A 25,484-nucleotide genomic window follows, 5' to 3' on the forward strand; every position below is an offset into this window, starting at 1 on the left:
CGTCACCTCGTAGTGATTGCTGTGCGTATTTTCAGCACCCTCGAGAAATTTCGGGGTGTCGAGGGGTGAATCGGTCTCTCTGTGACTGCCTCCCGGGAAAGAGTCACAGCAACCGCTATCACGCTCTCGTGACCGCGAGCATGTGCTCCGAGCAGTCAACGGCGGTTCGGTCCTCTCGGAGCGTCCGGACGACCTCGCGCACGTCCGCGACCGCCTCGTCGCTCGCGTCGGCGAGTTCGCGTTTCATCCGAGCGGCGACGTTCTCCAGTCCGACCAGCGTCTCCACCTCGAAACCGGCCGCCTCCAGTTCGGCCTCGAACTCGTCGGCCCGGAAGCCGTGGCACGCCGCCCACCCCTCGCCGTCGGCGTGTTCGGCAACTCGCTCGGCGGTGTAGTCGCCGTCCTCGGCGATGGGCGCGAGCAGGCCGTGGGAGGCGTCGGGCACGAACTTGATGATGTCCCGGAGCATAGCGAATCGGCCGATAACCGAGGCGAAGACGGGCGCGCCGTCAGAGCATCGCTCTGACGAGCCCGCACTCGCTTCGCTCGTGCGGACGCCGGACCGGGCGACCCGCCGGAGTTCGGCCAGCGCGTCGGCGCGCTCGGCGTCGTCCACGACGTGCGAGAGGGGACCGCCGAGACAGCAGACGGCGTCGAACGATTCGTCGGCGAACGGGAGGTCCCGGAGGTCGGCCTGCTGGCACGTCACACGGGATTCGAGACCGCGCTCTTCGACCTTCTCGCGGGCGATTCGGACCTGTTCGGCGCTCAAGTCGCAGTGTTCGACCTCGTACCCTCGCTCGGCGAGCCAGCAGGTGTACCGGCCCGGCCCGCCGCCCGCGTCGAGGACGCGAACGGCGTCTGAGGCGGACTCGTCTCCCGAGTCGGGGAGGAACGCCGCGAGGTAGTCGGTCGTGTTCTCGAACTCCATCCGGGTCACGGGGTCGCGCTCGAGGCGCTCCCACTCGCCGTCTGCGAACTCGTCGTAGTACGTCTGGGGGTCTAAGTCTGCGTCTCGGCTCATTGCTGGTGTCGTTGAGTCGAGGTATTCGCGAACGAGCGATAAGTGTTGGCCTGGTGTGCGATTGCAGAACACGAACTCACTTCGACAGTCGGAACGACGAATATGACATCGAACACTGTCGCTCCCGACGCGAAGCTAGCTACTCCCGGTACCTAGGGAACCGCACAGCACTGCCACCGCGACCGCCACTGCACAGCACCGCGCCCCGTGCCTCCCCGCGTCTGCGTGAGCGAAGCGAACGCAGGCTCGTCGGAGCGTGCTCCGACGGCGTGCGCTCTCGGGCGCACTCTGCGCCCGAGAGCGCGGCGCATCCCGCGGACGGTGACAATTCGCGAAACGAAACGCGGGGCATTTCGCCTACCCCGCGTACTGGAGCGCGAGCCACGCCGCGAACACGACGACGCCGCCGAGTCCGGTGCTCAGGACCGCTCGGGTGCGGAGTTTGTCGAGCAGGCTGTGGGCGTCGTCGCTCACCTGCGCCACCTCGTACACCTCGCCGCCGAGTTCACACCGGGGCAGGAAGTCCATCGCGACGTGGAGGAACACCCCGGCCGCGAATCCGAAGACGAGCGCGTTCACGGGACCGCTGCTCGGGAGTTGGAGGAGTGCGGACGGAATCGCGGTAAGACCCACGCCCGCCGCGGGGAGCAGAAGGATTGACACGGGCTTGTCCGAGCGGCGGAGTCGGTGGGCCGCGGCGTAGCCCGCCGGACCCTTGTGGGAGACGATGGAGAGACCGAGCAACAGTCCGGGGTCGGGCATGTTGCCGTAGATGAGACCGATGATGGCTCCGGCCGACAGCGAGTGGGCCGTGAGTTCCGCGGCGGCGTGGTCGAAGGGGAGGCCCGTGTGAGTCGCCCGGTGGCCGAGGGTGTGGGCGCCGAATCCGACGAGGATACCGAACGCGATGCCGAAGCCGCCGAACTCGGCGTGCTGGCCGATTGCGCCCGGCACGATGAACACCGCCGCGCTCGTAATCATCGCGCCGCTGGCGAGTCCGTACCCCCACACCAGTCGCCCGGCGTCGGTCGAGACCCCGGCCTGCCCGCCCAGCACCGCCGCGCCCGCCATCGCGGCGAACGCCACCCACGCGATGACGGCGACCTTGGTGGTGCCCGCCCGGAGCGCGAACGGGGTGAGAACCGCGAGCGAGATGAGTCCGAGAAGCCCGATTCGAGAGAGTCGCATGCTTGTTAAGCAATTCTGTACGATTAATAAGGCCGTCGGTTCTTCGACTTCGAGCGGGACGGCACCGAGACGACGGTCGGAGCGCCGCTTCGGGCGCGAGAGCGAGCGTCGGGGACTCGACTACGCCCCGACTAACACCTTGACCAGCGCGTCTTGGTAGTCGCGGGCGTCCCCGATGCCGACGGTCAAGTTCGACATGAGCGTCGAGAACACCACGTCGGACCGGTCCGGACGCCGAATGACACCTGAGAGCGCGCGAGTCCCACGGACCGTCCCGGTCTTCGCTTGGACCGGCACGTCCACGTCGCCGAGGCGATACGCGAGCGTGCCCTCGCCGGGGGTCGCGAGCGACTCGAAGAAGTCGTCTGCCCACGGCTTCTTGCGGACCCATTCGAGCAACGAGACGACGGTCCGCGCCGAGATGAGGTTGAACTGCGAGAGGCCCGACCCGTCACGGAACACGGTCGTGTCGGCTCCCAACCCCTCGAAGTAGGACGCCGCGAGTTCAGTCCACGCGTCGAACGACCCGTCGCCGGTCGCGCGCCGAGCGGTCGCCAGCGCGAGCTGGTCGGCGACGACGTTGTTCGAGTTCTTCAGCATCGGGCCGATGCTCTCCCGAATCGGCGCGGACTCGATGGTCGCGTCGAACGCCGTCTCGGCGTCCGTCGACGCGGTTCGCAGGTCGATTTCGCCCTTGACCGTCACGCCCGCATCTTCGAGGGCGTCGGCGAACGCCGCCGCGGCGTGTTCGTCGGGGCGCATGACCGGCGCGAGGTCGGTCGCCTCGTACCCCGGCGTGAGTTCGCCGATGGCGTAGATGGTGTCGTTCACCCGGTCGAGGTAGGTGTAGAAGTAGCCGGTGTCGTCGGCAGACGCTTTCGAGAGGTGGGACTCGACGGTGACGTACTCCGAGTCGGGTTCGACCGTGAGGCTGATTTCGTCGTCGGTTCGCTCGGCAGTGAGCAACACCTTGTTCCAGTGGAGCGCGAGCGACGAACTCGGCGCGCCGTAGGAGTACTGCGGGTCCTCCCACGTCCAACCCTCCGGGTAGCCGGGACCGCGGACCGAGAACACCGGGCCGTAGCCCGACGTGTCGAACGCGGTGATATCGGCGACGACATCGCCGTGGACGGCGTTGATATCTCGGTCGGCGACGTTCTCGGCGAGCGTCGTCAGGTCGTCGCGCGTGAGGACAGCGCCCGTCCCGCGAATCACGAGGTCGCCGTGGAACTGCGTCCCCGTGGTCTCGCCCTCGCCGGTCACGGTCGTGGTGAATCGGTGGTCGGGACCGAGGTGTTCGAGCGCGAGTCCGGCCGCGAGGAGTTTCGCGTTTGACGCGGGCTTGACGGCCTTGTCGGCCTCGTGGCTCGCGAGAACGTCACCCTCTTCTCCGACCTCCTTGGCGTACACGGAGACGACGCCGCCGGGGAATTTCTCGGTCGCCTGCGCGAGCAGTTCCTCGACCGACGACGCCGCCGAAATCGATTCTCCGTTCGTATCGGCCGACGCCCGGTCCGCGAGTGCCGTCTCTCCAACCATCGCTCCGGCACCGAGCGCACCCGCGGCTCCGAGAACCGACCGCCTGCCGATGTTTCTATCTTTGTTTCTCATGCTCCAACACTGTTCTTTCCGCAAGAGGAAAGTAACTATGCCCTAGCATGAATGAGTATATCTTCGAGAACGCGACGTTACGACACCGAAGCGACTCACGGAATCTCGCAAAACGACTCACGCCACCCGCCGACTGTGCTACCTGCTGACTCACGCAGTCGCTTTCCGGTACTCCTTCAGACCGACGACCTTCCCGTCCACGTCCTCGGCGGGTGCGTCGGTCGCGGCCCAGTGGAACAGTCCGGCGGCGTCCTCGGGGTCTCGACCCGCCCCGCCCGTGAGTCGGGTGGCAACCACGCCGGGGTCCACCACGCACGCGGTCTGGTCGAGTTCGGTCGCGAACCCCCGGACGACCGCCTCGGCCGCGGCCTTCGACACCGCGTAGGAGCCGTATCCGGGCTTCGCCTCACGCGCGACGTTTCCGGAGGGGACCAGCACCCGCGCGTCGTCGGCCAGATGCGGCAGGGCCTCACGAACCGTCGCGAAGACGCCGCGAGCGTTCGTTCGGAGCGCGTCGTCGAAGGCCGCGTAGGCTTCCCCGGCCAGCGGGGTTTCGCCCGGCGACCCGTGGTAGACGCCCGCGCAGGCGACCACCACGTCGATGCCGCCGTCGCTCCCGCGGGCCGCGGTCTCCATCAGGCGCTCTACGTCGAATTCGTCGCGCACGTCCGCTCGCAGGCCCTCGACCTCGCCGTCGATGTCGGCGACCACTTCGTCGAGCGCGTCCTGCTCGCGCGCGCAGACGACCACGCGAGCGCCCTCGTCGGCGAACCGGCGGGCGACGGCCTCGCCGATGCCCCTGCTCGCGCCCGTCACGACTGCAGTCAGTCCGTCCATACGCTTCCGAAGGAGTTCCGTGCCTAAACTGGTTTCCGTGTGGTTTCGAGAGGCGCGAATCGCCGACTCAGATGGCGACGAGATTAATCCGAATGCCGCCGTCCCTGTCCACGACGACGCTCGCTCCGCTGTCCGGATTCTCCGTCCGAACGTCCCAATCGAACGTGGCGTTCTGTCCCGCGACGCTCGCCGACACGCGGTACGTTCCGGCCCGCGGGAAGTCGATGTCGAACTCCTTCGAACCGTCGCTCGCCAGCGTGACCGTTCGGTCGAACACCGCCGAGGCGTTCGATTCGTTGACGGCTTCGATAGTCACGGCGATTTCGGTTTCGTTCTCCGGGTAGTTCGCAATTCGAAGGTCGTAGTCGAGCGGTCTGACGTACTCCGCGGTCGTCGTCTCCCGAGTCGTGGTCTCTCGGCTCGTCTGCGAGTGCGTCGTCGGAGTTGTGGTGGTCACGTCCACGGTTGTGGTGGTCGTATCCGGGGCAGTGGTAGTCACGCTTGGAGTCGGGGTCGTCGCGGTCGGAGTCGTGGCGGGCGCTGACGGTGCCGAACCGCATCCGGCAACGACCAGCGCGACGACGACGGCTACCGTCGCGGCTCTCATCAAACCGCGCGAACATCTCGCTTCCACCGAACGGTTCGTGTCACTGTTCCAGTCAGTATCGTGTGTCGATAAGTGCTTTCTGGAGTCGCCGGGGTTAAACCGACCCAACACCCACGGCAGGTATGTTCCGCCCCGGTCACTACGGCGTCGCGCTCACCCTCTACGCGCCCGTCGGCTGCTGGCTCCTCGCGCTCGGCCACCCGACTCTCGCGCTCGCGGGCGGCGCGGGTCTCCTCTGGCTGGCGATGCTTCCCGACTGGGACACGTGGCTCCCGCTCATCTCCCACCGCGGCCCGACCCACACGCTCGCGTTCGCCGGGCTCGTCGCTGGCGCGGCGTGGGTCGCGGCGGCCGCGACCGGATTCGGGACCCATTCGGTCGGTCCGGTCGACCTCCGGACGTTCGCGGCCGGAATCGCGGCGCTCTCCGTCCTCTCGCATCTGGCGGCCGACGTGCTGACGCCGATGGGAGTGGCGCTGCTCTGGCCGGTGACCTCTCGGCGATTCACGCTGTCGGTGTGCCGGGCGAACAACCGAATCGCGAACTACCTGCTGTTCGCGCTCGGGGTGTTCGCCACCGCGAGCGCGGCGTCGTTCGGGACGATGCTGTTCTCCGGTGCGGTGTAGTCCGTTTTCCGGTTCGGTGTCGTCGCCAGCGGGCGACGACTCCGCGCCGAGACGACGGCGCGCGGCGGTCGCGCATCGCGCGACCGCCGCGAATGGTCTCGACGAGCGTGCGACCCAACGAGGGTTCGGGCTAAAACTCCGAGAGGGACGCGCTCTCGGCGGCGCGGCGGAGCGACCCTCGCTCGTCTTCGGCCGCGAGCGCGAGATAGCGCCGAAATAGCTCGGAGTCGAGCGCGAGTCGAGCGAATCGGCCCTCGTGGTCGTACTCGACGACGCCGACTTCGGCCAGCCTCGGGAGGTGGACGTGGTGGAGCGAGGTGGCGACCCGCTCGAAATCGGCCCCTTCGACCGACGCCACCTCGTCGGCGAGGTCCGAGAGCGCGACGCGACCCGCGGACTCGTACAGCGCGTAGAGCACGTTTCGGCGGCGTTCGGTCGCGAGAACGTCGAAAACCGAATCGAGCGAGCGAGGGTGCGAGCCATGGCTCTCGCCGGGCGCGGCGTTCGTGGACTGTTCCCCGGTCGAACTGTTCGACAGCTGACTCATGGCTCCGACATCCTATTCGTTTACCTTCATCATAAATGTGCGGGAATTCTCGGGCGAGACCAAACTCGGCGGTCGAACACCGAACCGCACTCACCACTCCCGATATGAGAGTTCGTCGGCCTTGGTCGTGACCGCGCGCATCATGCACCCGTGGCACATCCACATGTCGCCCCCGGTGCGCGCGACCAATCTGGTTCCCCCCGACTTTCGGTCCTCACAGATGTCACACACCTGCATACCTCCGTCGTCGTCGCGCTCGAACTTGAGTCTCTCGCCCGTTCCCGTCCGCCGAACCTCCGTCCCGACGGTCCGGCGACAGGAGGTGTTATGGTCGCGGGGGGCGTCCCTCCCGGGGAGAGACCGTGAAACACGTCGAATACGTCCACACGTTCGGGATGGAGGCCGAGGAACTCGACGAACTGCTCCGGACAGGGAGCGTCGGTGTCCTCGCGCTCGCCGACGACGGGGACGCCTACGCGGTTCCGGTCGCGTACGACTACGACGGCGAATCGCTCGTCGTCAGACTCGGTGCGTCCCCGGACAGCGAGAAGATGGCGCACCTCGAATCGACCGACACCGCGACTCTCGTCGTGCACGACGAGGGAACGCCATCGTGGAGCGTCCTCGCCCGCGGGTCGCTGCGCGAGCGCGACGACTTCGACGACCGCCGAGTCAACAGGCAGTTCTCCGCGCTCCGGGTGTTCGACGAGGAGATAGACGAGGTGGACGCCGCGGTGTACGAACTGGAGATGAGCGAGGTGACGGGGCGACGGACCGACTGATTGGCGAACTCGCGCAAGCCCTAACCCTCCCGCGCCCCAAGTCGGCCCATGAGCCAAGAGACGACTGACGACGCGTCCGAGACCCGCGACCTGCCCGAGACCGACGCCGAGTGGCGCGAGCGACTCACCGACGAGGAGTACCGCGTCCTCCGCGAGCAGGGGACCGAGTCGCCCTTCTCGGGCGAACACGTGGACCGAAAGGACGACGGTACGTACACCTGCGCAGGGTGTGGCGCGGAACTGTTCGACTCGGACACCAAGTTCGACTCGGGGTGCGGATGGCCGAGCTTTTACGACACCGACGACGACCGGGTCGAGACCCGCGAGGACCGAAGTCACGGGATGGTCCGAACCGAGGTCGTCTGCGCCGAGTGCGGCGGTCACCTCGGTCACATCTTCGACGACGGCCCGGAGCCGACCGGCAAGCGCTACTGCATCAACTCGGTCGCGCTCGACTTCGACGAGGAGTAGTTTCCTCTCCGAAAACTGTAACAAAACCGGTCGTTTTATTTCTCATTCCTGAGAGCTGTAGATATGGCTGGACCGTCAAGGGTACACACGGACGCCGAATCAGGAGAACAGACGACGCCGACCGACCAAACACCGGTTTCGAACGCCGAAGAGGTGGAGACCGCTGGCGAGTCGCTCACCGGCGCGTTCGACTACGCGCCCCACGTCCCGGTCGTCGGGGACAGCGTCTCGTTCGAAGCCGAGACCTCCGGCGGGGACGACCACCGGTACGAGTGGTCGTTCGGCGACGGCGCGACCGCGACGGGCGCACGCGTCACCCACACCTACGACGACGGCGGCGAAAAGGACGTGACCCTCACCGCGACCGACGACGACGGCGCGACCGACGGCATTCATCGGTCGCTCACCGTCTATCGCACGGCCGACATCGAACTCAGCGAGTTCGACCGCGAAGGCGGCGACGTGCTTCTACCGGTGTCGATTCGCGACGATGACACCACCGCGACCCCGATTCGCGGTGACTCGCTCCGATTCGGCTCTCCCGTGGCGATTTCGATGGGCGGCGGCGCGACTCCGGTTCGAACCGCCGAGCGCGACGACGGTCTCCGGGCGTGGTTCCGCGCGACCGACGCCGCCATGACGGGGTCGGAAACGAGGATGCGACTCGCCGGGCGCGCGGCCGACGGCGTTCCGGTCGTGGGGACCGCCGACACCGAGTCGGTCGCACAGTGGTAGCCCGCGCGACGGCTCAGTTGACCTCGTTGTGCATCTCCTCGATGACTGCTTCGAGGTCCGGCGTCCCGCCGCCGGGTTGGGAGTCGTACGAGAACTCTCCCTTGCCGTCGAACGACGCGCCCTCGGTCCACGGCTGTTCGGGGTCCTCCATCTCCTCGCGGAACGTGGACATAAACGTGTAATTGAAGTCCTGATTCTCCTTCTCTTGGGGGAAACTCGCGGGCACGGGGACGTGTTCGCCCATGCTTTCGAGCGCGGCGTGCCACTGATTCTGGTGCATCGTGTCGCGGGCGATGAGGTACGCGAGCATGTCCTTCATCCCTTCGTCGTCGGTGATTTCGTACAGCCGAGTCGCGAGGAGTCGGCCCGTCGATTCGGCCATCACGTTCGCGTACATGTCGGCCGCGAGGTTGCCGCTGGCGACGACGCAGTTTCCGTCGAACGGCACGCCGTTCGAATCGACGGGCATCGCGTGGAGTCCGGCCGACAGCGCCTGTCGGGGCTGGCCGCCGTCCATCATCGCCGCGATGACGGCGTCCTCGCGGGCGGCCTCGCGCGCCTCCTCGGGTGCGCCCTCCAGATTCTTCGCCACCGCGGTCGCGAGCATCTCGATGTGGCCCAACTCCTCGGCCGCGGTCTCCATCAGCAGGGTCCGGTACTCCTGCTTGTCGCGGGGCACCGCGAACGCCTGAAACATGTACTGGAGCGCGACCCGCATCTCGCCCTCCGCGCCGCCGATGGCCTGCTGGAGCATCTTGGCGAAGTAGGGGTCGGGTTCCTCGACTTCCACCTCGTACTGGAGTTCGTTATCGTGGTAGAACATCCCGGAAAAAGTTGGAACGCTGACTTTCTTAGGCGTCGTGGCCACGAATCAGTTCGAATTTGTAACGACTCTGTACCCGAGCCGAGTTCGGTCGCCGGAGACCGGCGACCGAACTCGACTGGTCCCTCCGCCCGTGAACCCGACCGGCCCCTCCGCCCGGCGGGAAATTTATCACGGTACGCCAACAAGATGCGCGTAGAATCGCATGCAGGGGGACGGGACACACCGAGAGACCGCGGCCGAGTACGAACACCTCCGGACGAAGAAAAAAGAGCGTCAGGGCAACGAGGAGCACGCCGAAGTCCGGGACGTGTTCGTCGGCGAGGACGAAGTGAGCCTCGCGCTCGCGTTCGAGTGGACGACCGGAACCGAGCGACTCACCTACGATTTGGGCGACGACCGCGACGTGCTCAAACTCGAAGCCCTCGCGGCGTCCCACGGTTTCGAGTTCGAGCAAATCGGGTTTCTGGAGGGCGAGACCCTTCCGGTCGTCTACACCGGGAGCGAGTGGACGCCGACGGTCCACCGGGGGTACGCCGAGGGCGAGGGGTCGGTCTCCGAGACGTTTACCACCGAACTCCGACTGCTCGCCCGCGAACTCGCGCGGTCGCCCAAGATTCTGCGCCGACTGGTCGAACTCTCGCGGACGATGTCCACGAAACAGTTGATACTCGCAGTAATCATCGTCAAGAAACTCATCATCATCGCGCTCATCGCGTGGCTGCTGCTCTGAGCCGGGACGCCGGAATCGTTTTCCCGCGCTCAGTCGTGTGCCACACCATGGCTCACCCGGTTCCGCCCGAGGTCGAGGAACTACTCACGAGCGAACCGTTGATGGCTCACTTCGCCACCTGCGCAGATTCCCGTCCGCACGTCGCGCCGGTCTGGTACCACTACGCCGACGGCGTGGTCGAGGTGCTGACCACCGGGAAAAAGCTGGCGAACGTCCGCCAGAACCCCCGAGTAGCGATTTCGGTCCAGAAGGACACCGGAGGTCGGGCGGAGTGGATGGTGACCCTTCGCGGGACCGCCACGGTTGTCGAGGACCCCGACGCCCGCCGAGAGGCCGCCGCGCGCATCAATCCGAAGTACGGCGCGCAGGCCGCCGAGTACCCCGAAAACGTGCTGGTCCGGGTGACGGTTGGGTCGGCGAACTATCAGACGTACTGAAGGCGGGCGGAGAGTTGGTGTTGGTCGATGACGCAAACCACGGGAGACAGCAGGCGAACATCCGCCGAGAAACAGCAGACCGACCAACTTCGGGAGGACTGAAAGGGGCGGCGCGCTCGCGTTTACGTGGTCGCCTGCGCGACCCCTCTCCGCGGCGGGCGTTGCGGAGAGCCGCGGAGATGTCGCGTCAGCGACCGTCTCGTGAGCGAAGCGAACGAGACCTCGGCGGACGCGGTTTGTCCGTCGGTGGCGAGCGCGCCGGGGCTTTCTGGCTGTTCTTCACTGTGGCGGCTGTTGTTCGTAGCGAGCGTGCCGGGGCTTTCTGGCTGTTCCCGATTTTGATGTCCACGGTTCGTCTCGGCGGACAAGCGTTTCCGATTACCGAGACCCTCAGAACGAACTGTACCGCTCCTCGTTCCACGGATTCGCGGTGTTCGAGTACCCGCGTTTCTCCCAGTAGCCTCGTCTCGGCTCGGTCAGAAATTCGACGCTATCGACCCACTTCGCACCCTTGTAGGCGTACTTGTGTGGCGTCACCACCCGGAGGGGACCGCCGTGTTCGGAGGGCAACGGCTGGCCGTCGAGTTCGTGGGTGAACAGCACCTCCTCGCGCAGACACTCCTCCAGCGGGAGATTCGTGGTGTAGCCGTCGAGCGACCCGAACAGAACGTGGACCGCCTCGTCCTCGACGCCCGCCTCCTCGGCCAGCGTCGGGAAGGTGACGCCAGCGAACTCGTTGTCGAATCGGCTCCACCCGGTGACGCAGTGGAAGTCCTGTTTCTGGGTCTCTGTCGAGAGGTCGAGAAAGTCGCTCCACGAGAGCGCGAGATTGTCTTCGACCGCGCCCGAAACCGTGAATTCCCACGATTCCACGTCCCACCGGGGCGTCCCGCTCTTCGAGAGGACCGGGAATCGGTCGGTCCGGCGCTGGCCCGGCGGGAGTCGGTCGCCGCCGAACTCCTCGTGTATCGCGGTGGCGTCCTTCATGACGCATGGGGTCACGGCGGGCGAGGACATAGGGATACGGGCCGGACTGGAAAACGTCGCGCTCGACCGAGCCGTACGTTTATCATCCCCGGCTGTTAGCTCCCGTTATGGGCCTCGTGAGGCGTCTCAAGCAGAGTTTCGTCGCGGGACTGATACTCGTCGCGCCGCTCGTCGTCACGGCGTACGTCCTCGTGTTGCTCGTCGGCTGGTCGGCCCAACTGCTCGACCCGCTGGTCAGGGAGATGCAACTGCTGCGATACACCGACAACGTCGAACTCGCGGCCCAAGCGCTCGCGGCCGGAATGTTACTCACCGTCATCACCCTGCTCGGCGCGCTCGCACAGCGACAGGTCGGCAATCGGACGTTCCGGAGCGTCGGCCGAGTCGTGAACTTTGTTCCGCTCGTGAACACCGTCTACGGAAGCGTCAGGCAGGTCGCCACCGCGATGGTCGAACAGAACACCCGATACGAACGCGTCGTCCTCGTGGAGTACCCTCGCAAGGGCGTCTACGTCATCGGCCTGGTCACGGGCGACGGCCCGACCGCCGCCGAAACCGTGGCCGACGAGGACGTGTACAGCGTCTACCTCCCGAACAGTCCGAACCCGACCGGCGGGCGACTCCTGCTCGTCCCCGAATCGCAGGTCCACGAGACCGACATGAGCGTCAGGCGCGGGCTTCGGATGATACTCACCACCGGAGTCGCCACCGAGGGGAGAAGTGACCGAGCGACCGAGTCCCCACCGGAGCGCCCGCCGAAAGTCGAGGCGTGAGGCGCACCGATTGGTGCGCCTCACGCCGATTGACGTGCTCGCGTCGATTGCTGTCTCACGCCGTGTTCAGCCGATTCGACAGCGCGCGCATCCCCGCGACGGCGCGCGGGAGCGCGGCCATCGCCGCGACCGAGACGACGGCGGCGACGACCATCCCGACGCCCGGCGTGCCGGTCCGGAGGTGGGCGGCCGCCCCGGCGTAGCCCGCGGCCCCGATGGTCGCGCTGTAGTAGGCGACTCGGAGCGGGAGCGTGTAGGGGTCGCCCGCGCGCGGCCACTCGCCCGCCTCGACCCACCCGCCGCGGAAGGTGGCGGCCGCGCAGGTCGAGACCGCCACCGCGGTCAGCGCGGCGAGCGAAATCGGCCCCCTCGGCGTGGCGAAGAACAGGACCGACAGCGCCGGAATCGACAGAATCGAGATTTCGAGCCCCGCGAAGAACACGTAGTCGAGCCAGCGTTCGAGCATGTCAGTCGAGTCGGTAACGCAGGAGCGCGGCGATGCCGCCGAACGCCCCGAGTTGGTCGCCGGGCGGGAACTCGCTCGAAAACACGGTCACGTCGCCGCCCTTCTGTTCGACTTCCGTGATGAGGTCGTTCACGTCGAACGGCCACTCGCCCTCGCCGCTTCGCTCCTCGCGCAGGCGCTCGTCGAGGAGCAGGAGGTGTTCGATGGCTCCGAAGTCCGACGCCTTCTTGACCTGCTCGACGCCGTAGGCGACCTTCGCGCCCTCGCCGATGCGCTTGGTGAGTTCGTCGATGAGTTCGGCCTCCTCGGCGATTCGGGTCTCCTTCTGAACCTCCTCGACCGCGCCGCGCTTGAGGACTTCGTGGACGCCCCGGTCGCCGACCGCGCTCGTATCGACTGTCGTGATTTTCTCGGTCAGGTCCGCGGCGTTCTCCTCGATGTAGTCGTAGGCGTCCTGCTTCGTGAACCCCGGTCCGGCGAGGACGATGGCGTCCACGTCCATCCGCGAGAGCGCGGCCGTGAGTTCCGCGAACAGTTCGTCGCGCCCTCGCGCGAACTCCCCCTTCCCGGTCGTGCCCGAGAACTCGCCGCGCTCGTCGGCCCCGTACTGAGTGACTTCGTGGATGTGGGCCTTCCCCTCCTCAACCGTGACGATTGCCACGTCGGGGTTGTCGGTCGCCTCCTCGGCCTCTTCGAGTCGCTCGATTTGGTCGGGCTTCCAGCGCTTCTGAATCTCGATTTCCTTGGTCTCCTCGACGTTGAGGGTGTGGTGCTGGCCGAGTTGGTCCTCGCGCGAGCAGTCGGCGATGACGCCGCTGATTCGGAGTCGGTTGGCGAACTTGTGGAACTCCACGTCGTCGACTTCGATGGCGACCCACAGGTGTTCGCGCTCGCCGCCCGTGTCGCGCATCTGGTCGTCGTTGCGCTGGATGCGCCGGGTGGTGTCGCCCGACACCCGGTCGCCGGGTTCGAGGACGTAGGTGAGATGCCAGAGGTCGTCGAGGCTCTCGGGGACGAGCGTGATGCGCTCGCCGCCGCCCTCGACGCGCTGGCGGCTCTGGATTCGCATGTTTCGACGTGAGTCGCGGGCTGATAAGTCACCTGCGGTCGAAGCCGCCGTCGAAGTCGCCGACGCCGCCGCGAGCGCGGCAGCGTCGGCGACTGAATTTAAATAGTACGAAAATCCGACGAGGCGTTGTAAAAGGGGGCAAAAAGGCGATTCGACCGGTATTACACTTCCGTCGTGTACCAAATATTTAAATACATACTTCGAGCGAGGTTCGGAGCAAATTTCACTTTCGCTCCGGGGGCCAAACCGTCTTACGTGCCCGAGTCCAAGGGGCGACCACGATGGGAGCGCGGGACCTGTTGGCGCGCGGGGGATTCGACTTCGACCCCGAGGCGGTCGAACTCGACGACGCCGACGTGTTGGAGTCGCTCGAACCCGCGGTCCGGGAGTGGTGGGTCGAGCAGTTCGGGGAGTACGTCCCCGAGAACGGCGGCTTCTTCACGCCGCCCCAGAAGGAGGCGATTCCGCTCGTTCGCGACCGCGAGAACGCGCTCGTCGCCTCACCGACCGGGAGCGGCAAGACCTTGGCGTCGTTCACCGCGATTCTGAACGAACTGTTCGCCCGCGAGCGCGAGACGGAAGACGGCCTCGAAAATTCGGTTTACTGCCTGTACGTCTCGCCGCTCAAGTCGCTCGCCAACGACATCCACCGGAATCTGGCGGTCCCCCTGCAGGGCATCGCCGCGAAGATGGACGGCGACCCCACGGTCCGCCACGCGATTCGCCACGGCGACACCGATTCGGCGGACCGCCAGAAGATGCTGGAGGAGACGCCCCACATCCTCAACACCACGCCCGAGACGCTCGCGATTCTGCTCAACTCCCCGAAGTTCAAGAAGAAGCTCGAAACCGTCGAGTACGTCGTTGTGGACGAGATTCACAGCCTCGCCGACGGCAAGCGCGGCACCCACCTCGCGGTGAGTCTGGAGCGACTCGAAAACATGGTCGAGTCGTCGCCGACCCGAATCGGATGCTCGGCGACCGTCGAACCACTCGACGACATCGCGGAGTTTCTGGTGGGATGTGAAAATGGCGAGGAACCCGGAGAGAGTCGCCCTCGCGAGTGCGAAATCGTGGACACCCGGTTCGTCCGGGAGTTCGACATGGAACTCCAGTGTCCGACCGACGACCTCGTTCACACCCCTCGCGAGGTGGTGAACGAGCGATTCTACGACCAACTCCACGACCTGATTCGAGACCACACCAACACCCTCGTGTTCACCAACACTCGGTCGGGCGCGGAGCGCGTCCTCCACAATCTCCGCGAGCGATACGACCGCTACGACGAGGACAACTCCGGGTGTCACCACGGAAGCCTCTCGAAGGACGCCCGCCAGTCCATCGAGCGGGACTTGAAGGAGGGTACGCTCGACGTGGTGACGACCTCCACCAGCCTCGAACTCGGCATCGACATGCCCCACATCGACCTCGTGGTGCAGGTCGGGTCCCCGAAGTCGGTGGCCTCGCTCCTCCAGCGCGTCGGCCGGGCGGGCCACCAACTCGGCCAGACCGTCACGGGCAGGGTCATCGCGCTCGACCGCGACGAACTCGTCGAGTGCGCCGTGATGCTCAAGAAGGCCGAGGAGGGCTTCGTAGACCGGGTGTTCGTACCCGAGGCCGCCTACGACGTGGCGGCCCAGCACGTCTACGGGATGGCGATAAACGAGGTCCGACCCGAGCGCGAGGTTCGGGCCACCCTCCGGCGGGCCTACCCCTACCGGAACTTCTCGGACGGCCAGTTCGAGACCCTGTTTCGGTACCTCACCTCGGACTACGACGGCTTGGAGGACAAGCACGTCTACGCCAAAATCTGGCGCGACGAGAACGACCCGCCCGACGGCGAGTATCACTACCCGGAGTTCGACGTGGGGCAACCCCTAATCGGCAAGCGCGGGCGACTCGCGCGGGTCATCTACATGACCAACATCGGAACGATTCCCGACTCGTTCACCTGCGACGTGTACACCCGTGCCGACAGCGAGTGGGTGGGGAATCTCGACGAGGCGTACCTCGACACCCTCGAAGCGGGCGACGTGTTCGTCCTCGGCGGCCAGAACTTCGAGTTCCGGTACCGTCGCGGGTCGAAGGTGTACGCCGACCGGACGAACGCCCGGCCCACCGTCCCGTCGTGGTTCTCAGAGCGCCTGCCCCTCTCCTACGACCTCGGCCGGGCCATCCTCGACTTTCAGGCCGACCTCCTCGAAAGATTCGAGAAGCGGGGCAAGCCCGCAGTCCGGGTGTGGCTTCGGGAGTTCCCGCTGGACGAAAACAGCGTCCGCGCCATCGCCCGGATGTACGACGAGCAGGTCCGGTACGCCGGTCCCGAGAGCGTCAGCACCGACGCGAGGCTCTCGGTCGAAATCGAACTCGACCGCAACGAGTACGAGCGCCACTACTACGTCCACTCGAACTACGGTCGGAAGTTCAACGACGGTCTCTCGCGGGTGGTCGCCTACCGGTGTGCGAACGCCGCCAACACCAACGTCTCGGTCGCGGTCGCGGACAACGGCTTCACGGTGTCGATGCCGCTGAATCGGAAGGTGGACGTGGCCGAAATCCTCCGGGACATCGAACCCGAGGCGGTCCGGAGCGACCTCCGGGCCGCGCTCTCGGGCACCGAACTCCTCCAGCGGTACTTCCGAATCAACGCCACCCGGTCGCTGATGATTCTCAAGCGGTACAAGGGCTACGAGAAGTCCGCGAGCGAACAGCAGGTCTCCAGCGAGATGCTGCTCGGATTCGCGGAGGACTTAGACGAGTTCGCGGTCATCGAGGAGACCTACCGCGAAATCATCGAGGACAAACTCGCGGTGTCGGCCATCGAGGACGTGATGGGCGACGCGCAGGCCGGGGCTATCGAGGTGGTCCAACAGCGCGTCGATTCGCCGACGCCCAAGGCGTTCGGTCTCGCCACGCTGATGGCGAGCGACGTGGTCCTAGCCGAAGACGAGAGCGCCGTCTTGCAGGAGTTCCACGAGCGCGTGCTGGAGGAAATCGGAGGCGAGCACGACACCAGCGGGGAGGCTTCGGCAGCGGAGTAGCGAGGAATCCGAACGCGGATGGCGCTCGCTATCGAAGAACGCTCTTTAGCTTCGAAAACTCCGTACCGGGGATACGGTAGACACCGTTTCGGTTCTCGACGACGGATTCTTGTTCGAGGTGGCGCAGTGCGGGATACACCGTTCCCATCGAGGCATCGAGCAACTGTGTAAGTTCGCTCGGCGCTACCCACGGCGATTCGCTTTCCAGTTCCGCTTTGACGCGCTGGAGGAACAGCGCGGTGGCGACTCGTTTCTGTGGCGGAAGGTTCTCGAACGAGTCCTTGAAGAAGACCGTGTAACTGCCGTCTTCGCCGTCACCGACGAGTGCAGCGTGATTCGACACCAACGTTGCAATCTCGTCCGCACTCGTTCCGTTGTGATGGACGAGCGGGGTTTTGTCTAATGTACTCATCTGTTATTTCCTCGTTCGGTTGGGCGAATACGTCGATTTCGTTCCCATTCTACCGCTACTCTCCATATAAACTTTCCCTCATTAGTTACGCTCACGGTATTATTTCGTCCCATTTTCTGATTCGTCTCCTGCTGTTCTGTCATCGTCTGACTGCTCTTCTGTTGCATCGAGTTCCCTTTGTGCTATTTCGAACTGTCCGTCCTCGCCGCCGCCTCGACCTACTCCGACGCCATCGCTGTCTGTCTCGGGTACATCAGTCTCTTGGTCTGTTTCGTGCAGAAAGTCGAGTTCGACGGACCGGTTCTGCTGGCTAAGAACTTCAAGATAGTACTCGATAACCATGTACTTTGCAACGTCTTTGCTGAACTCACTGCCCCGGTTGTAGAACAGTCCCGCTCCGACGAGCGAAATCGAAACCAGATACGGGAACGTCCAAACCGGAACTGCCGACTGAAATACGCCACTGGCCGTGAGTAGCGAGTAGGCGATGAACCAAAGTGCCAACAGAACCATCGTTACGAACATCCCGCGCATCGCCAGATACAGTGCTTGCAATCGGAGCGCTCGTGACCGGGATGTCGCTTCCAGTTTTGCGAGGATAATCTTGTGTAGCCGATTCCAATCTTCGAACTCCGAGGTAAGACCGAGTTCGGCTCGAAACGTCTCGATAAAGTAAGCATCAACTGTGCTAATATTTATATTCGATTTCATTTCTGCAACATTTTCTTCGTCACCGGCTTCGTCCTCTTGCCGATCCACTTTCTGAATGTGATTCGCAAAGTCCTGCCCGGATGACTGAACGATTCCCCCGAGTGCTTGAACGAACAGTCCTGTAGCGAACGAAAGAACGAGAAGAAGTGATAGGCTACCGATTCTTACACTGACGAATAGACCGTCAACGCCGACGTACGGGAAGAGTAGACCGATTACGAGTACCGCACCCGGGAGAAAATTGGCAAAGATATCGTATAGATTGAAATTTGCATACCTTTGCTGTTGAGAGACGCTCATCGTCTGAACCTTCCTGCCCACCCTTATAAAAATCTATGCTAATTCGCGCTAAATTATAGTGGTGTGGCTCCTTTCAATTCTCGGGAAGTACTTGTCCGTGTCGTATGCGCTCAGTTCTCGTACAGGTCGAACAGCGGTCGCACGTCCCCGACCACGTACCGTCGAATCATCTCGCGGAGCGCCCGACACTCGACGCTCTCGTCCTCGCCTCGCTCGCACAGTTCGAGGTAGCGTTCGCCGAAGTACGGCACGTCCCCGCCGTCGATTTCGGGGCTCGAAAGCGCCGACCCGGATTTGCCCTGCTCGACTCGCCACGCCGTCGGATTCAGCGAGTGGTCGTAGATATCCCAGTGAGTCGGCTCCACGTCGGCGACGTGGGTCAGCTTTGCTCCGCGGTCGATGTCGCGGTACTCGACGGTCTCCAGAAGGTCCTCGAAGGGGTTCGTCGCCGCGCCCGCCAAGCGGGGGCGATTTCGGAGGTGTTCGATGTCGAAGTCCCGGCCCATGTACGTCACGAGCGTCGAGGGGTCGCGTCGCTCTATCCACTCACAGACCGCTTCGACCAGTTCGACTTCGGATTCGGGATGGGGGCTATCCCGGAATAGCACGGTCGTCTCGGCGGGGGCGTCGGGGTCGGGTCGGTAGCCGAGCGCCACGCAGAGCAGTTCGACGTGTTCGGAGTTTCCGAGGTCGATGTCGGCCTCCGATTCGGTCGCGAGCGTCTCGATGTCGAGTGCGAGAACGCCACCGGACTGCGATTCGCGCCGGTCGGTTTCGGTCCGAACTATCGGGGCGAAATCAGGGGAGGGCCGCTGGACCTGTTCGACGGTCATCTTTCCGAAATTCGACCGGAGTTCGGGGTTCTGATTGTAGACGTTCCCGCTCGCGTTGCGGAGCACGTACCACTGGTCGGGCTTGAGGGTGTAGCTGTCGCCGTCACCCGCGAAAACGGTGAGTCCGAACTGTTTTCCGGACTTGTCGACCAGCGTGGCCTTCAGGTCGAAACTGTCGTTTTCGACTTCAGTCACCGACTCGACGCGAACGAGGATATCCATCGACTCGTTCTGCTCGATGTCGTCGCGGGTGGTCTCGGGGTACGACATACCGTCACCAAGTGCCGAACCACCCTTCAATCGTTCCGTATGGGGCCGAGAATTACTCCCCGAGCGCGTAGACGTTCCCGTCCGAGCAGTTCACGAACACACGACCATCGGCCACGGCGGGCGAGGAGTCCACGTAGTCGTCGAACTCGACGCGCCACGCTTCGGAGCCACTCTCGGCGTCCACCGCCGAGACGCCGCTCGCACATCCGAGGTATACCACGCCGTCGGCGACGGCGGGCGACGAGCGCACGTCGCGTTCGATGTCGTAGCTCCACGTCTCCGCGCCGTGGTCGGCGTCGAGCGCGTAGAGTTTCGCGGTGGCGTCGGGCGGGTCGCACGTGTCGTCCTCCGGGCAGGCGACGTTCCCGTGACACGCGACGTACACCGTCCCCTCGGCGACCGCGGGCGAACACCGGACGCTCGGCCAGTCGAGGTCGAACGTCCAGTTGGGGTCGCCCGTCTCGGCGTCGAGCGCGAAGAGGGTGCCCACCGCGCCGAAGTAGAGGATTTCGTTCGAGACGGTCGGCGACGAGAACACGCTCCGGTTCACCTCGAACGACCATCGCTCCTCGCCCGTTTCGGCGTCGAGCGCCCGAACGTGTCCGTCGTCGTCGCCGAAGTACACCCGGCCGCCGACGACCGCGGGCGAGGTGGAAATCCAGTCGGACACCTCGAACGCCCAGCGCGTATCCCCGGTATCGGCGTCGAGCGCGAACAGCGCCCCGCTTCGGTCCACCTCGTCGTCGTCCGACACGACCGCCGGGGAGTCGCCCGCGGTACCGACGTACACCGTTTCGTCGGCGACCGTCGGCGAGGAGTCGTGAAGGTCGTGTCCGAGGTCGGTCTCCCACCGGCGCTCGCCCGTTTCGGCATCGACCGCGACGAACTGCTGGCCGTCGGTACCGACGTACACCGACCCGTCGGCGAACGCGGGCGCGTGGCTCACCCATCCGTCGGTCTCGAACTCCCAGCGTCGCTCGCCCGTCTCGGCGTCGAGCGCGTGGAGGTTTCCGCCGGTGCCCGAACTCCCGGTGTAGACGGTGTCGCCGACCACGATGGGAGAGGTGTTCGCGGTCGGGCTTCCGGTTTCGAACGTCCAGACGACGCTCACGTCGTCGGTCGGTCCCGAGACGTCGGGCGCGTGGCCGGTGTTCGCACGGTCGTAGCCGAAGGTGGTCCATCCGGCCTCGCCCGGGGAATCGGCGTCGGCGGCCGTCGTGTTCCCACCTCCGAATCCGTCGGTGGCGAGACAGCCACCCGTCGCGACCCCCGCTCCGACCCCGACGAATCGGAGGAGACTCCGTCTGTTCATGTTACCCCGCAAACATTCGATAGTGAAAGTCGTGTCGAATGGTGAATGTGTTCTGTTAGCCTTCGACGAGCAGGGTGTCGAGCGCGGAGGGGACCACGAGAACGTCGCTCCCGTCCGGTATCGCGGCTTCGACCGATTCGCGGGCGCACATCAGACACGCCTCGGCGACCTCGGGGTGCTCGCTGTTCGTGACGAACACGTCGTAGTCCCGGAGGACGCGCGCGACGACGAACGCGCGCTGTGCGCCCGCCTCGTAGCCCGCTCGCATCTCCTCGTACAGCGAGTCGGCGGTGTCGGCGCGACTCAGTCGGTCGTAGAATCGTTTCTCGCCGGTCCCCTCGCCAGCGCCTTCGATGAGTCTCGCGGGGAGGACGATGCGCCCGCGCGCTCGCGGGCCGCTTGACTCCGTACTCGCCCCTCCTTCCGATTCCTCGCTCGCGTCCGAATCACTCCGCCCCTCGCTCGCGTCCGACGCGCGGCGCGCGTCGGACGCGAGCGGGTCGGAGTCGCCGAGTGCGACGTAGGTGGCCGCCCGCGTGGCCTGATACAGATTCGCGTCCTTGGGCGCGCCGACGCCCGCGACGACCGCGTCGTACGTCCCTTCGACCGGAACTGAAAGTGCCTCTTTCGCGGTCTCGGCGAGGTCGGCGACGACCGCGCGGTGGTCGCCCGCGCTCGCGCCGAGGAAGCCGTCGGGACCGTGAGTAACGTTGAGACAGAAGTCCACGCCGATGAGGTCGCCTGCGCGGTCGAGGGTCTCGCGGAAGGGGTTGTCCTCGATGCGTCCGAGACGGACGTTCTCGTGGGCGAGCATCGCCGGGCCGTGGGTGTACCGGATGAGCGACTCGCCGCCCGCGCCGATGACGGCGGTTTTCGCGCCGCCGGAGAACCCGGCGTACTGGTGGGGTTCGACCATGCCGGTCGAAATCACGGCATCGGCGTCCGCGACCGCGGGGTTGAGTTCGACCGGGACGCGCTCGCCGTCGAGTCCCTCGACGGTGCCGACTTCGCGGGCGGCGTCGGCATCGTGATTTTGTGCGAGGTCGGCGTACTCGCCCAGTCCGTCGCGGAGTTCGGCGTCCGTCATCGGCCGGTGGAGGCCCAGTCCGACCACGACGACGACCTGCTCGCGGTCGATTCCGGCGCGCCTGAGTTCCGAAAAGAGCGCGTCCACCAGCACGTCGTCGGGCGTCGCGCGGGTCACGTCGGTCACGACGATTGCGACCTCGTCGCCGGGCGCGAGTCGGTCGGCCAGCGGCGGGCCGTGGGGGTCGGCGAGCGCGGATTCGGCCGCATTCCGGGGGTCCACGGGGTCGCCGCCTGCCGGTTCGGCGACCGTCACGTCGCAGTCCGAGAGGTCGATGTCGAGGGTGGTGTCGCCGTAGGGGATTCGCATTCTCTCGGGTCGTACGCGGCGCGGGTGCGTGAAACGCTCGGTCGAATCCGTGGCGAAGATGGGCGTCAGATTTAAGTCGATGTGTAAAGTCTCCTTTACTGTAAAGTGTGCTTTACGGAAAGGTCGCTTTACACCTTTCCAAACTATGACGACGACACAACCGATTCAGAAAGGACGACGGTACAGGAAACTCATATTCGGACTCATCGGGGTCGGCATCGTGAGCCTGCTCGTCGGCATGACCGTCGAGCAGTCGCTCGCGGGACTCGTGGTGTACGCGGTGACCGTCGGCGGCGGCGTCGCGCTGACGCTGTACTTCGAGCACCTGAGTTCGATTCCCATGCAGGACGAGCGCGAGCGCGAACTCGGCGAACGCGCCAGCAGCATCACGTTCCAACTGTTCGGCTACCTCGGCCTGTTCGGATTCGTCGCGCTCCTCCTGCTCGACGCGACCGGCCAGCGCGCCCTCGGTTCGACCGCCGAGACGCTCCTGTACGCGTACGCCGTGATTACGCTGTCGTGGGGCGGTATCTACACCGTCCTCCGGTACCGGTCATGAAAAACGACCTCCGGGAGCGCCGCGAGACCGACGACCTGAGTCAGGCCGACCTCGCGGCCGCGGTCGGCGTGACTCGCCAGACTATCAACGCCATCGAGCGCGAGCGATACGACCCCTCGCTCGAACTCGCGTTCGAACTGGCTCGTCACTTCGAGTGTCGAATCGAGGATATTTTCCGACCCGAGAGTTAGAGTTCGACGCCGAATCCGTCGCGACCCGCCGACCGCTCGGCGAACGCCGCGAGCAGGTCGGCCGCCGCGTCCAAGTCCTCGGTGTCGATGACCTCGACCGGGGTGTGCATGTACCGGTTCGGGAGGCCGAGATTCAGCGACGGAATCCCGCCCTGCGACGTGTAGAAGGCGTCCGCGTCGGTGCCGGTCGAGCGGCCTGACGCCTGCAACTGGACCGGCATGTCGGCGTCGGCGGCCGCCTCGCGGACGAGGCGGACGACTTCGGGGTGGTTCGCCGACCCGCGCGCGACGACCGGCCCGCCGCCGAGTTCGACCTCGCCGTGTTGATGTTTCGCGTCGTCGAGGTCCGGGCTATCGACCGCGTGGGTCACGTCGGTCGCGATGGCGGCGTCGGCGTCAAGGTCGAAGCCGACCATCTTCGCGCCCTGCAAGCCGACCTCCTCTTGGACCGTGCTGACCGCGTAGACGGTCGCGTCCACCTCCGCCTCGGCTGCGCGCCGGGCGGCCTCCGCGGCGACCCAGATGCCGACCCGGTTGTCCATCCCGCGCGCGGCCATCCGGGTGCCCGCGAGCTCCCGAATCGGCGTGTCGAAGGTGATGGGGTCGCCCACGTCCACGAGGTCGCGGGCTTCGGTCTCGGTCTCTGCGCCGATATCGACGTGCTGTTCGACCACGTCTTCGATTTCGTCGTCCTCGGGGTCCCGGAGGTGGATGGCGGTCTGGCCGACGACGCCCCGGACGACTCCGTCGTCGGTGTGGATTTCGACGTGCTGGCCCTTCGAGACGGTGCGGTCCGACCCGCCGACTCGCGAGGGGTGAACGTAGCCGTCCTCGTCGATACTCGACACCATCAGTCCGATTTCGTCGGCGTGGCCGGTGAACGCCACCGAGGGGTCGCCGCCCTCTACTACCGCCACGGCGTTCCCGTACTCGTCGGTGCGAACGTCGTCGGCGAACTCCGAGACGTACTCGACCCAGACGCGCTGTACGTCGGCTTCGAAGCCGGACGGGCTTGGTGTGGTCAACAACGAGTCGAGGAAGTCGCGGCGTGGCTCGTCCATACATCCGCGAAACGACTCCGCGATAATGAACGTCACGGAGACGGACCGCGTTTCGAGACGCGAAGGCCGGTGGACCAACGACCGGGCAGGACTTCCGAAAGACACGTCTTTCGACTTCCCGCTCGGTTCCCTCGCGGGAATGAAAGGGGCGGTGCGGTCGCGTTCATTTTAGTCGTCTCAGCGGCCCCTATTCGGCGCGAGGTGTGCGGAGAGCGCCGAATATGTCGCTGAGCGACCGTCACGCGAGCGGAGTGAGCGTGACCTCGGCAGTCGCAGCCCGCGCAGGAGCGCAGCGACGAGCAGGACCGTCTGCCGGTGGCGACCGCACCGGGGCTTTCTATCTCGTCTCGACCCCGGCGCTGGCAAAATCTGCGACACCAACTGCGTCTCCAAACGTAAGGCGTCTTATCCGCCCCAACCGCTAAGTTCGCGCTCGGCGAACCCCCGGTATGGGAATCCTCGAAATACACTTCCACGACTCGGATTTCAGTTGGAACGTCAATCCGCGCGGTTCGGAGGACGGCGGCGCGCTCCCGTTCGGTAGCGACGAGTCCGAATCCCAACCGGAGACCGACGGGGGCGAGACGCCCGCGCCGTCGGTCGCGAACAAACTTCGGACTGTGGGGATGCTCGCGGTTCTCGTCGGTCTCGGCGTGGCGCTCAGTCGCCTCCGGAGTCGGCGCGCGCGGAAGGCGGCCGAGTCGAACGAGCAGGGTTCGTCGGGCCGTCGCTTCTCGCTCTCGCGGTCGAAGTAGTCCCACAGTCCCGGTCAGGACTGTTCGCTCCACTCGCTCGTTTCGAGATAGCCGCGGAGCGTGGTGAAGTCCACATCGTGATTCTCCCGGAGGGCGTCGATGTCGGCCCGATAGCCCTCTTCGTTGAACCACTCGAACATGACCGCGTACTCCTCGCCCATCTGCTCGCGCACGTCATGGACCGAGACGTGAACCGGTTCGACCTCCCGGCCCAGCGCGTCGGAAAATGTCTCGGCCGCGCTTTCGAGCGTGTGCTCGTCGCTCGCGAGTTCGTACGCCTCGCCGAGATACGTCTCGGGGTCGGCGAGCGCCTCGGCGACGAACGCGCCGAGGGTGTCCACGTCGAGCATCTGGAGCGAGACGCCCTCCGCGAGTCCCATCGCCAACTGACCGCTTTCGATGTCCTCGCGCGTGCCCTCGAAGTTCTGCATGAAGAAGACGGGCCGAACGACGGTCGCGGGCAGGTCGAGGTCGCGGATGCGCTCTTCGATTTCCCACTTCGAATCGAAGTGCGAGACGCCCGTGTCGCGCTCCGCGCCGCCGACGGAACTGAACACGAAGTGGTCGATACCCGCCTCGGCGGCGGCCTCCGCGAGGTTGGTCCCCTGTTCGACTTCGCCCTCGTAGCCCACCTCCCAGAAGTTGGTCATTCCGAACACGGTGTCCACGTCCTCCACGAGCGGCCGAATGGAGTTCTTCTCGGCGAGGTCGGCCGAGACGACTTCCGCGCCGCGCTCTCCGAGTTCGTGGGCCTCGGTGCTCTCGGGGTGTCGGGTCAGCGCGTACACCTCGAACTCGCCGTGGTCGCCCGACAGCAGGTGGTCCGCGACCGCTCCGCCCTGCGTGCCGGTCGCGCCGGTCACGAGTACGCTCTCTGGCATGGTCGGAGAGTCAACGGCGAGTGTCGGGATAAATCGGGCGGCCGCC

The 25,484-nt window shown here is 65.5% G+C and carries 29 protein-coding genes; 11 read left to right on the forward strand and 18 right to left on the reverse strand.

Features of this window, described 5'->3' with window-relative positions; all coding sequences use genetic code 11:
- Positions 1-118 precede the first annotated feature (118 nt).
- From EKH81_RS07305 to EKH81_RS07325, 5 genes are all read right to left on the reverse strand, one after another.
- Positions 119-1,024 (reverse strand): class I SAM-dependent methyltransferase, encoded by a 906-nt coding sequence (locus EKH81_RS07305; protein ID WP_162224548.1) that lies wholly within the window; start codon positions 1,022-1,024, stop codon positions 119-121.
- Between the two features lie 357 nt (positions 1,025-1,381).
- On the reverse strand, positions 1,382-2,212 hold the full coding sequence (locus tag EKH81_RS07310) for a ZIP family metal transporter (protein ID WP_162224549.1): 831 nt from the start codon (positions 2,210-2,212) through the stop codon (positions 1,382-1,384).
- Between the two features lie 120 nt (positions 2,213-2,332).
- Positions 2,333-3,823: a D-alanyl-D-alanine carboxypeptidase/D-alanyl-D-alanine endopeptidase gene (dacB, locus tag EKH81_RS07315; protein ID WP_162224550.1), complete on the reverse strand. Its 1,491-nt coding sequence runs from the start codon at positions 3,821-3,823 to the stop codon at positions 2,333-2,335.
- Between the two features lie 150 nt (positions 3,824-3,973).
- Positions 3,974-4,660: an SDR family oxidoreductase gene (locus EKH81_RS07320; protein WP_162224551.1), complete on the reverse strand. Its 687-nt coding sequence runs from the start codon at positions 4,658-4,660 to the stop codon at positions 3,974-3,976.
- Between the two features lie 67 nt (positions 4,661-4,727).
- A complete protein-coding gene (locus EKH81_RS07325; RefSeq protein WP_162224552.1) occupies positions 4,728-5,159 on the reverse strand; it encodes an Ig-like domain-containing protein in 432 nt (143 codons plus the stop codon).
- Between the two features lie 230 nt (positions 5,160-5,389).
- Between EKH81_RS07325 and EKH81_RS07330 the strand changes: the two genes are divergently transcribed.
- Positions 5,390-5,893: a metal-dependent hydrolase gene (locus tag EKH81_RS07330; protein WP_162224553.1), complete on the forward strand. Its 504-nt coding sequence runs from the start codon at positions 5,390-5,392 to the stop codon at positions 5,891-5,893.
- 130 nt (positions 5,894-6,023) lie between these two features.
- On the opposite strand, the gene EKH81_RS07335 is transcribed toward EKH81_RS07330, so the two are convergent.
- Positions 6,024-6,440, reverse strand: coding sequence for a DUF7344 domain-containing protein (locus EKH81_RS07335; RefSeq protein ID WP_162224554.1), 417 nt, complete (start codon positions 6,438-6,440; stop codon positions 6,024-6,026).
- Between the two features lie 90 nt (positions 6,441-6,530).
- Entirely contained in the window at positions 6,531-6,677 is a 147-nt protein-coding gene (locus EKH81_RS19290) for a hypothetical protein (protein ID WP_202935090.1), read from the reverse strand.
- A 125-nt stretch (positions 6,678-6,802) separates the two neighbouring features.
- Between EKH81_RS19290 and EKH81_RS07340 the strand changes: the two genes are divergently transcribed.
- From EKH81_RS07340 to EKH81_RS07350, 3 genes are all read left to right on the forward strand, one after another.
- Positions 6,803-7,222, forward strand: coding sequence for a pyridoxamine 5'-phosphate oxidase family protein (locus EKH81_RS07340; protein WP_162224555.1), 420 nt, complete (start codon positions 6,803-6,805; stop codon positions 7,220-7,222).
- A gap of 48 nt (positions 7,223-7,270) precedes the next feature.
- Positions 7,271-7,693, forward strand: a complete 423-nt coding sequence (gene msrB, locus EKH81_RS07345) for a peptide-methionine (R)-S-oxide reductase MsrB (RefSeq protein ID WP_162224556.1) — start codon at positions 7,271-7,273, stop codon at positions 7,691-7,693.
- A gap of 63 nt (positions 7,694-7,756) precedes the next feature.
- Positions 7,757-8,428, forward strand: coding sequence for a PKD domain-containing protein (locus EKH81_RS07350; protein WP_162224557.1), 672 nt, complete (start codon positions 7,757-7,759; stop codon positions 8,426-8,428).
- A 13-nt stretch (positions 8,429-8,441) separates the two neighbouring features.
- On the opposite strand, the gene EKH81_RS07355 is transcribed toward EKH81_RS07350, so the two are convergent.
- Positions 8,442-9,251: a manganese catalase family protein gene (locus EKH81_RS07355; RefSeq protein WP_162224558.1), complete on the reverse strand. Its 810-nt coding sequence runs from the start codon at positions 9,249-9,251 to the stop codon at positions 8,442-8,444.
- A gap of 205 nt (positions 9,252-9,456) precedes the next feature.
- On the opposite strand from EKH81_RS07355, the gene EKH81_RS07360 reads away from it, so the two are divergent.
- On the forward strand, positions 9,457-9,984 hold the full coding sequence (locus EKH81_RS07360; protein ID WP_162224559.1) for a hypothetical protein: 528 nt from the start codon (positions 9,457-9,459) through the stop codon (positions 9,982-9,984).
- A gap of 47 nt (positions 9,985-10,031) precedes the next feature.
- Positions 10,032-10,421 carry a pyridoxamine 5'-phosphate oxidase family protein gene (locus tag EKH81_RS07365; RefSeq protein WP_162224560.1) on the forward strand — a complete coding sequence of 130 codons (390 nt, stop codon included), beginning with the start codon at positions 10,032-10,034 and terminating at the stop codon, positions 10,419-10,421.
- 390 nt (positions 10,422-10,811) lie between these two features.
- Here the strand turns inward: EKH81_RS07365 and EKH81_RS07370 are convergent, their stop codons facing one another.
- The gene (locus tag EKH81_RS07370) at positions 10,812-11,408 is read right to left on the reverse strand and encodes a sulfite oxidase-like oxidoreductase (RefSeq protein ID WP_162224561.1); all 597 of its coding nucleotides are present in this window, start codon (positions 11,406-11,408) and stop codon (positions 10,812-10,814) included.
- A 107-nt stretch (positions 11,409-11,515) separates the two neighbouring features.
- On the opposite strand from EKH81_RS07370, the gene EKH81_RS07375 reads away from it, so the two are divergent.
- A complete protein-coding gene (locus EKH81_RS07375; RefSeq protein WP_162224562.1) occupies positions 11,516-12,181 on the forward strand; it encodes a DUF502 domain-containing protein in 666 nt (221 codons plus the stop codon).
- 55 nt (positions 12,182-12,236) lie between these two features.
- Here the strand turns inward: EKH81_RS07375 and EKH81_RS07380 are convergent, their stop codons facing one another.
- Both EKH81_RS07380 and EKH81_RS07385 read right to left on the reverse strand, forming a co-directional pair.
- The gene (locus EKH81_RS07380) at positions 12,237-12,647 is read right to left on the reverse strand and encodes a DUF8215 family protein (RefSeq protein ID WP_162224563.1); all 411 of its coding nucleotides are present in this window, start codon (positions 12,645-12,647) and stop codon (positions 12,237-12,239) included.
- Position 12,648: 1 nt separating this feature from the next.
- Entirely contained in the window at positions 12,649-13,716 is a 1,068-nt protein-coding gene (locus EKH81_RS07385) for an mRNA surveillance protein pelota (protein ID WP_162224564.1), read from the reverse strand.
- A 281-nt stretch (positions 13,717-13,997) separates the two neighbouring features.
- Here EKH81_RS07385 and EKH81_RS07390 point away from each other — a divergent pair, with 281 nt between their 5' ends.
- Positions 13,998-16,757, forward strand: a complete 2,760-nt coding sequence (locus tag EKH81_RS07390) for an ATP-dependent helicase (protein ID WP_162224565.1) — start codon at positions 13,998-14,000, stop codon at positions 16,755-16,757.
- Between the two features lie 28 nt (positions 16,758-16,785).
- On the opposite strand, the gene EKH81_RS07395 is transcribed toward EKH81_RS07390, so the two are convergent.
- The 5 genes from EKH81_RS07395 to EKH81_RS07415 form a co-directional block, all read right to left on the reverse strand.
- Positions 16,786-17,169: a single stranded DNA-binding domain-containing protein gene (locus tag EKH81_RS07395; RefSeq protein ID WP_162224566.1), complete on the reverse strand. Its 384-nt coding sequence runs from the start codon at positions 17,167-17,169 to the stop codon at positions 16,786-16,788.
- Positions 17,170-17,268: 99 nt separating this feature from the next.
- Positions 17,269-18,180: a hypothetical protein gene (locus EKH81_RS07400; protein ID WP_162224567.1), complete on the reverse strand. Its 912-nt coding sequence runs from the start codon at positions 18,178-18,180 to the stop codon at positions 17,269-17,271.
- 110 nt (positions 18,181-18,290) lie between these two features.
- Complete coding sequence (locus tag EKH81_RS07405; RefSeq protein ID WP_162224568.1) at positions 18,291-19,283, reverse strand: 3'-5' exonuclease family protein; 993 nt, start codon at positions 19,281-19,283, stop codon at positions 18,291-18,293.
- A 52-nt stretch (positions 19,284-19,335) separates the two neighbouring features.
- Entirely contained in the window at positions 19,336-20,595 is a 1,260-nt protein-coding gene (locus EKH81_RS07410) for an outer membrane protein assembly factor BamB family protein (RefSeq protein WP_162224569.1), read from the reverse strand.
- A gap of 55 nt (positions 20,596-20,650) precedes the next feature.
- Positions 20,651-21,991 carry a lactate racemase domain-containing protein gene (locus EKH81_RS07415; protein ID WP_162224570.1) on the reverse strand — a complete coding sequence of 447 codons (1,341 nt, stop codon included), beginning with the start codon at positions 21,989-21,991 and terminating at the stop codon, positions 20,651-20,653.
- Positions 21,992-22,136: 145 nt separating this feature from the next.
- Between EKH81_RS07415 and EKH81_RS07420 the strand changes: the two genes are divergently transcribed.
- The gene (locus EKH81_RS07420) at positions 22,137-22,550 is read left to right on the forward strand and encodes a DUF2178 domain-containing protein (protein WP_162224571.1); all 414 of its coding nucleotides are present in this window, start codon (positions 22,137-22,139) and stop codon (positions 22,548-22,550) included.
- Positions 22,547-22,741, forward strand: coding sequence for a helix-turn-helix transcriptional regulator (locus EKH81_RS07425; RefSeq protein WP_162224572.1), 195 nt, complete (start codon positions 22,547-22,549; stop codon positions 22,739-22,741). Before EKH81_RS07420 ends, EKH81_RS07425 begins: the two co-directional genes overlap by 4 nt.
- Here the strand turns inward: EKH81_RS07425 and EKH81_RS07430 are convergent.
- Entirely contained in the window at positions 22,738-23,802 is a 1,065-nt protein-coding gene (locus EKH81_RS07430; protein WP_162224573.1) for a M20/M25/M40 family metallo-hydrolase, read from the reverse strand. The two genes, EKH81_RS07425 and EKH81_RS07430, sit on opposite strands and share 4 nt — an antisense overlap.
- A gap of 449 nt (positions 23,803-24,251) precedes the next feature.
- On the opposite strand from EKH81_RS07430, the gene EKH81_RS07435 reads away from it, so the two are divergent.
- Positions 24,252-24,557, forward strand: coding sequence for a hypothetical protein (locus tag EKH81_RS07435; RefSeq protein WP_162224574.1), 306 nt, complete (start codon positions 24,252-24,254; stop codon positions 24,555-24,557).
- A 14-nt stretch (positions 24,558-24,571) separates the two neighbouring features.
- On the opposite strand, the gene EKH81_RS07440 is transcribed toward EKH81_RS07435, so the two are convergent.
- Complete coding sequence (locus EKH81_RS07440; protein ID WP_162224575.1) at positions 24,572-25,438, reverse strand: NmrA/HSCARG family protein; 867 nt, start codon at positions 25,436-25,438, stop codon at positions 24,572-24,574.
- Between the last annotated feature and the right edge of the window lie 46 nt (positions 25,439-25,484).

This window comes from Halorussus amylolyticus, assembly GCF_004143485.2.
Lineage (GTDB): Archaea > Halobacteriota > Halobacteria > Halobacteriales > Haladaptataceae > Halorussus > Halorussus amylolyticus.

What these genes read in the sequence shown, in the direction of transcription:
- EKH81_RS07380 (WP_162224563.1), bottom strand. Translation starts at nt 12,647, where the DNA reads ATGCTCGAACGCTGGCTCGACTACGTGTTCTTCGCGGGGCTCGAAATC.
- EKH81_RS07310 (WP_162224549.1), bottom strand. Translation starts at nt 2,212, where the DNA reads ATGCGACTCTCTCGAATCGGGCTTCTCGGACTCATCTCGCTCGCGGTT.
- EKH81_RS07350 (WP_162224557.1), top strand. Translation starts at nt 7,757, where the DNA reads ATGGCTGGACCGTCAAGGGTACACACGGACGCCGAATCAGGAGAACAG.
- msrB (WP_162224556.1), top strand. Translation starts at nt 7,271, where the DNA reads ATGAGCCAAGAGACGACTGACGACGCGTCCGAGACCCGCGACCTGCCC.
- EKH81_RS07420 (WP_162224571.1), top strand. Translation starts at nt 22,137, where the DNA reads ATGACGACGACACAACCGATTCAGAAAGGACGACGGTACAGGAAACTC.
- EKH81_RS07365 (WP_162224560.1), top strand. Translation starts at nt 10,032, where the DNA reads ATGGCTCACCCGGTTCCGCCCGAGGTCGAGGAACTACTCACGAGCGAA.
- EKH81_RS07400 (WP_162224567.1), bottom strand. Translation starts at nt 18,180, where the DNA reads ATGAGCGTCTCTCAACAGCAAAGGTATGCAAATTTCAATCTATACGAT.
- EKH81_RS07405 (WP_162224568.1), bottom strand. Translation starts at nt 19,283, where the DNA reads ATGTCGTACCCCGAGACCACCCGCGACGACATCGAGCAGAACGAGTCG.
- EKH81_RS07395 (WP_162224566.1), bottom strand. Translation starts at nt 17,169, where the DNA reads ATGAGTACATTAGACAAAACCCCGCTCGTCCATCACAACGGAACGAGT.
- EKH81_RS07375 (WP_162224562.1), top strand. Translation starts at nt 11,516, where the DNA reads ATGGGCCTCGTGAGGCGTCTCAAGCAGAGTTTCGTCGCGGGACTGATA.
- dacB (WP_162224550.1), bottom strand. Translation starts at nt 3,823, where the DNA reads ATGAGAAACAAAGATAGAAACATCGGCAGGCGGTCGGTTCTCGGAGCC.
- EKH81_RS07430 (WP_162224573.1), bottom strand. Translation starts at nt 23,802, where the DNA reads ATGGACGAGCCACGCCGCGACTTCCTCGACTCGTTGTTGACCACACCA.
- EKH81_RS07320 (WP_162224551.1), bottom strand. Translation starts at nt 4,660, where the DNA reads ATGGACGGACTGACTGCAGTCGTGACGGGCGCGAGCAGGGGCATCGGC.
- EKH81_RS07390 (WP_162224565.1), top strand. Translation starts at nt 13,998, where the DNA reads ATGGGAGCGCGGGACCTGTTGGCGCGCGGGGGATTCGACTTCGACCCC.
- EKH81_RS07385 (WP_162224564.1), bottom strand. Translation starts at nt 13,716, where the DNA reads ATGCGAATCCAGAGCCGCCAGCGCGTCGAGGGCGGCGGCGAGCGCATC.
- EKH81_RS07360 (WP_162224559.1), top strand. Translation starts at nt 9,457, where the DNA reads ATGCAGGGGGACGGGACACACCGAGAGACCGCGGCCGAGTACGAACAC.
- EKH81_RS07370 (WP_162224561.1), bottom strand. Translation starts at nt 11,408, where the DNA reads ATGAAGGACGCCACCGCGATACACGAGGAGTTCGGCGGCGACCGACTC.
- EKH81_RS07435 (WP_162224574.1), top strand. Translation starts at nt 24,252, where the DNA reads ATGGGAATCCTCGAAATACACTTCCACGACTCGGATTTCAGTTGGAAC.
- EKH81_RS07410 (WP_162224569.1), bottom strand. Translation starts at nt 20,595, where the DNA reads ATGAACAGACGGAGTCTCCTCCGATTCGTCGGGGTCGGAGCGGGGGTC.
- EKH81_RS19290 (WP_202935090.1), bottom strand. Translation starts at nt 6,677, where the DNA reads ATGCAGGTGTGTGACATCTGTGAGGACCGAAAGTCGGGGGGAACCAGA.
- EKH81_RS07305 (WP_162224548.1), bottom strand. Translation starts at nt 1,024, where the DNA reads ATGAGCCGAGACGCAGACTTAGACCCCCAGACGTACTACGACGAGTTC.
- EKH81_RS07415 (WP_162224570.1), bottom strand. Translation starts at nt 21,991, where the DNA reads ATGCGAATCCCCTACGGCGACACCACCCTCGACATCGACCTCTCGGAC.
- EKH81_RS07330 (WP_162224553.1), top strand. Translation starts at nt 5,390, where the DNA reads ATGTTCCGCCCCGGTCACTACGGCGTCGCGCTCACCCTCTACGCGCCC.
- EKH81_RS07335 (WP_162224554.1), bottom strand. Translation starts at nt 6,440, where the DNA reads ATGAGTCAGCTGTCGAACAGTTCGACCGGGGAACAGTCCACGAACGCC.
- EKH81_RS07440 (WP_162224575.1), bottom strand. Translation starts at nt 25,438, where the DNA reads ATGCCAGAGAGCGTACTCGTGACCGGCGCGACCGGCACGCAGGGCGGA.
- EKH81_RS07355 (WP_162224558.1), bottom strand. Translation starts at nt 9,251, where the DNA reads ATGTTCTACCACGATAACGAACTCCAGTACGAGGTGGAAGTCGAGGAA.
- EKH81_RS07425 (WP_162224572.1), top strand. Translation starts at nt 22,547, where the DNA reads ATGAAAAACGACCTCCGGGAGCGCCGCGAGACCGACGACCTGAGTCAG.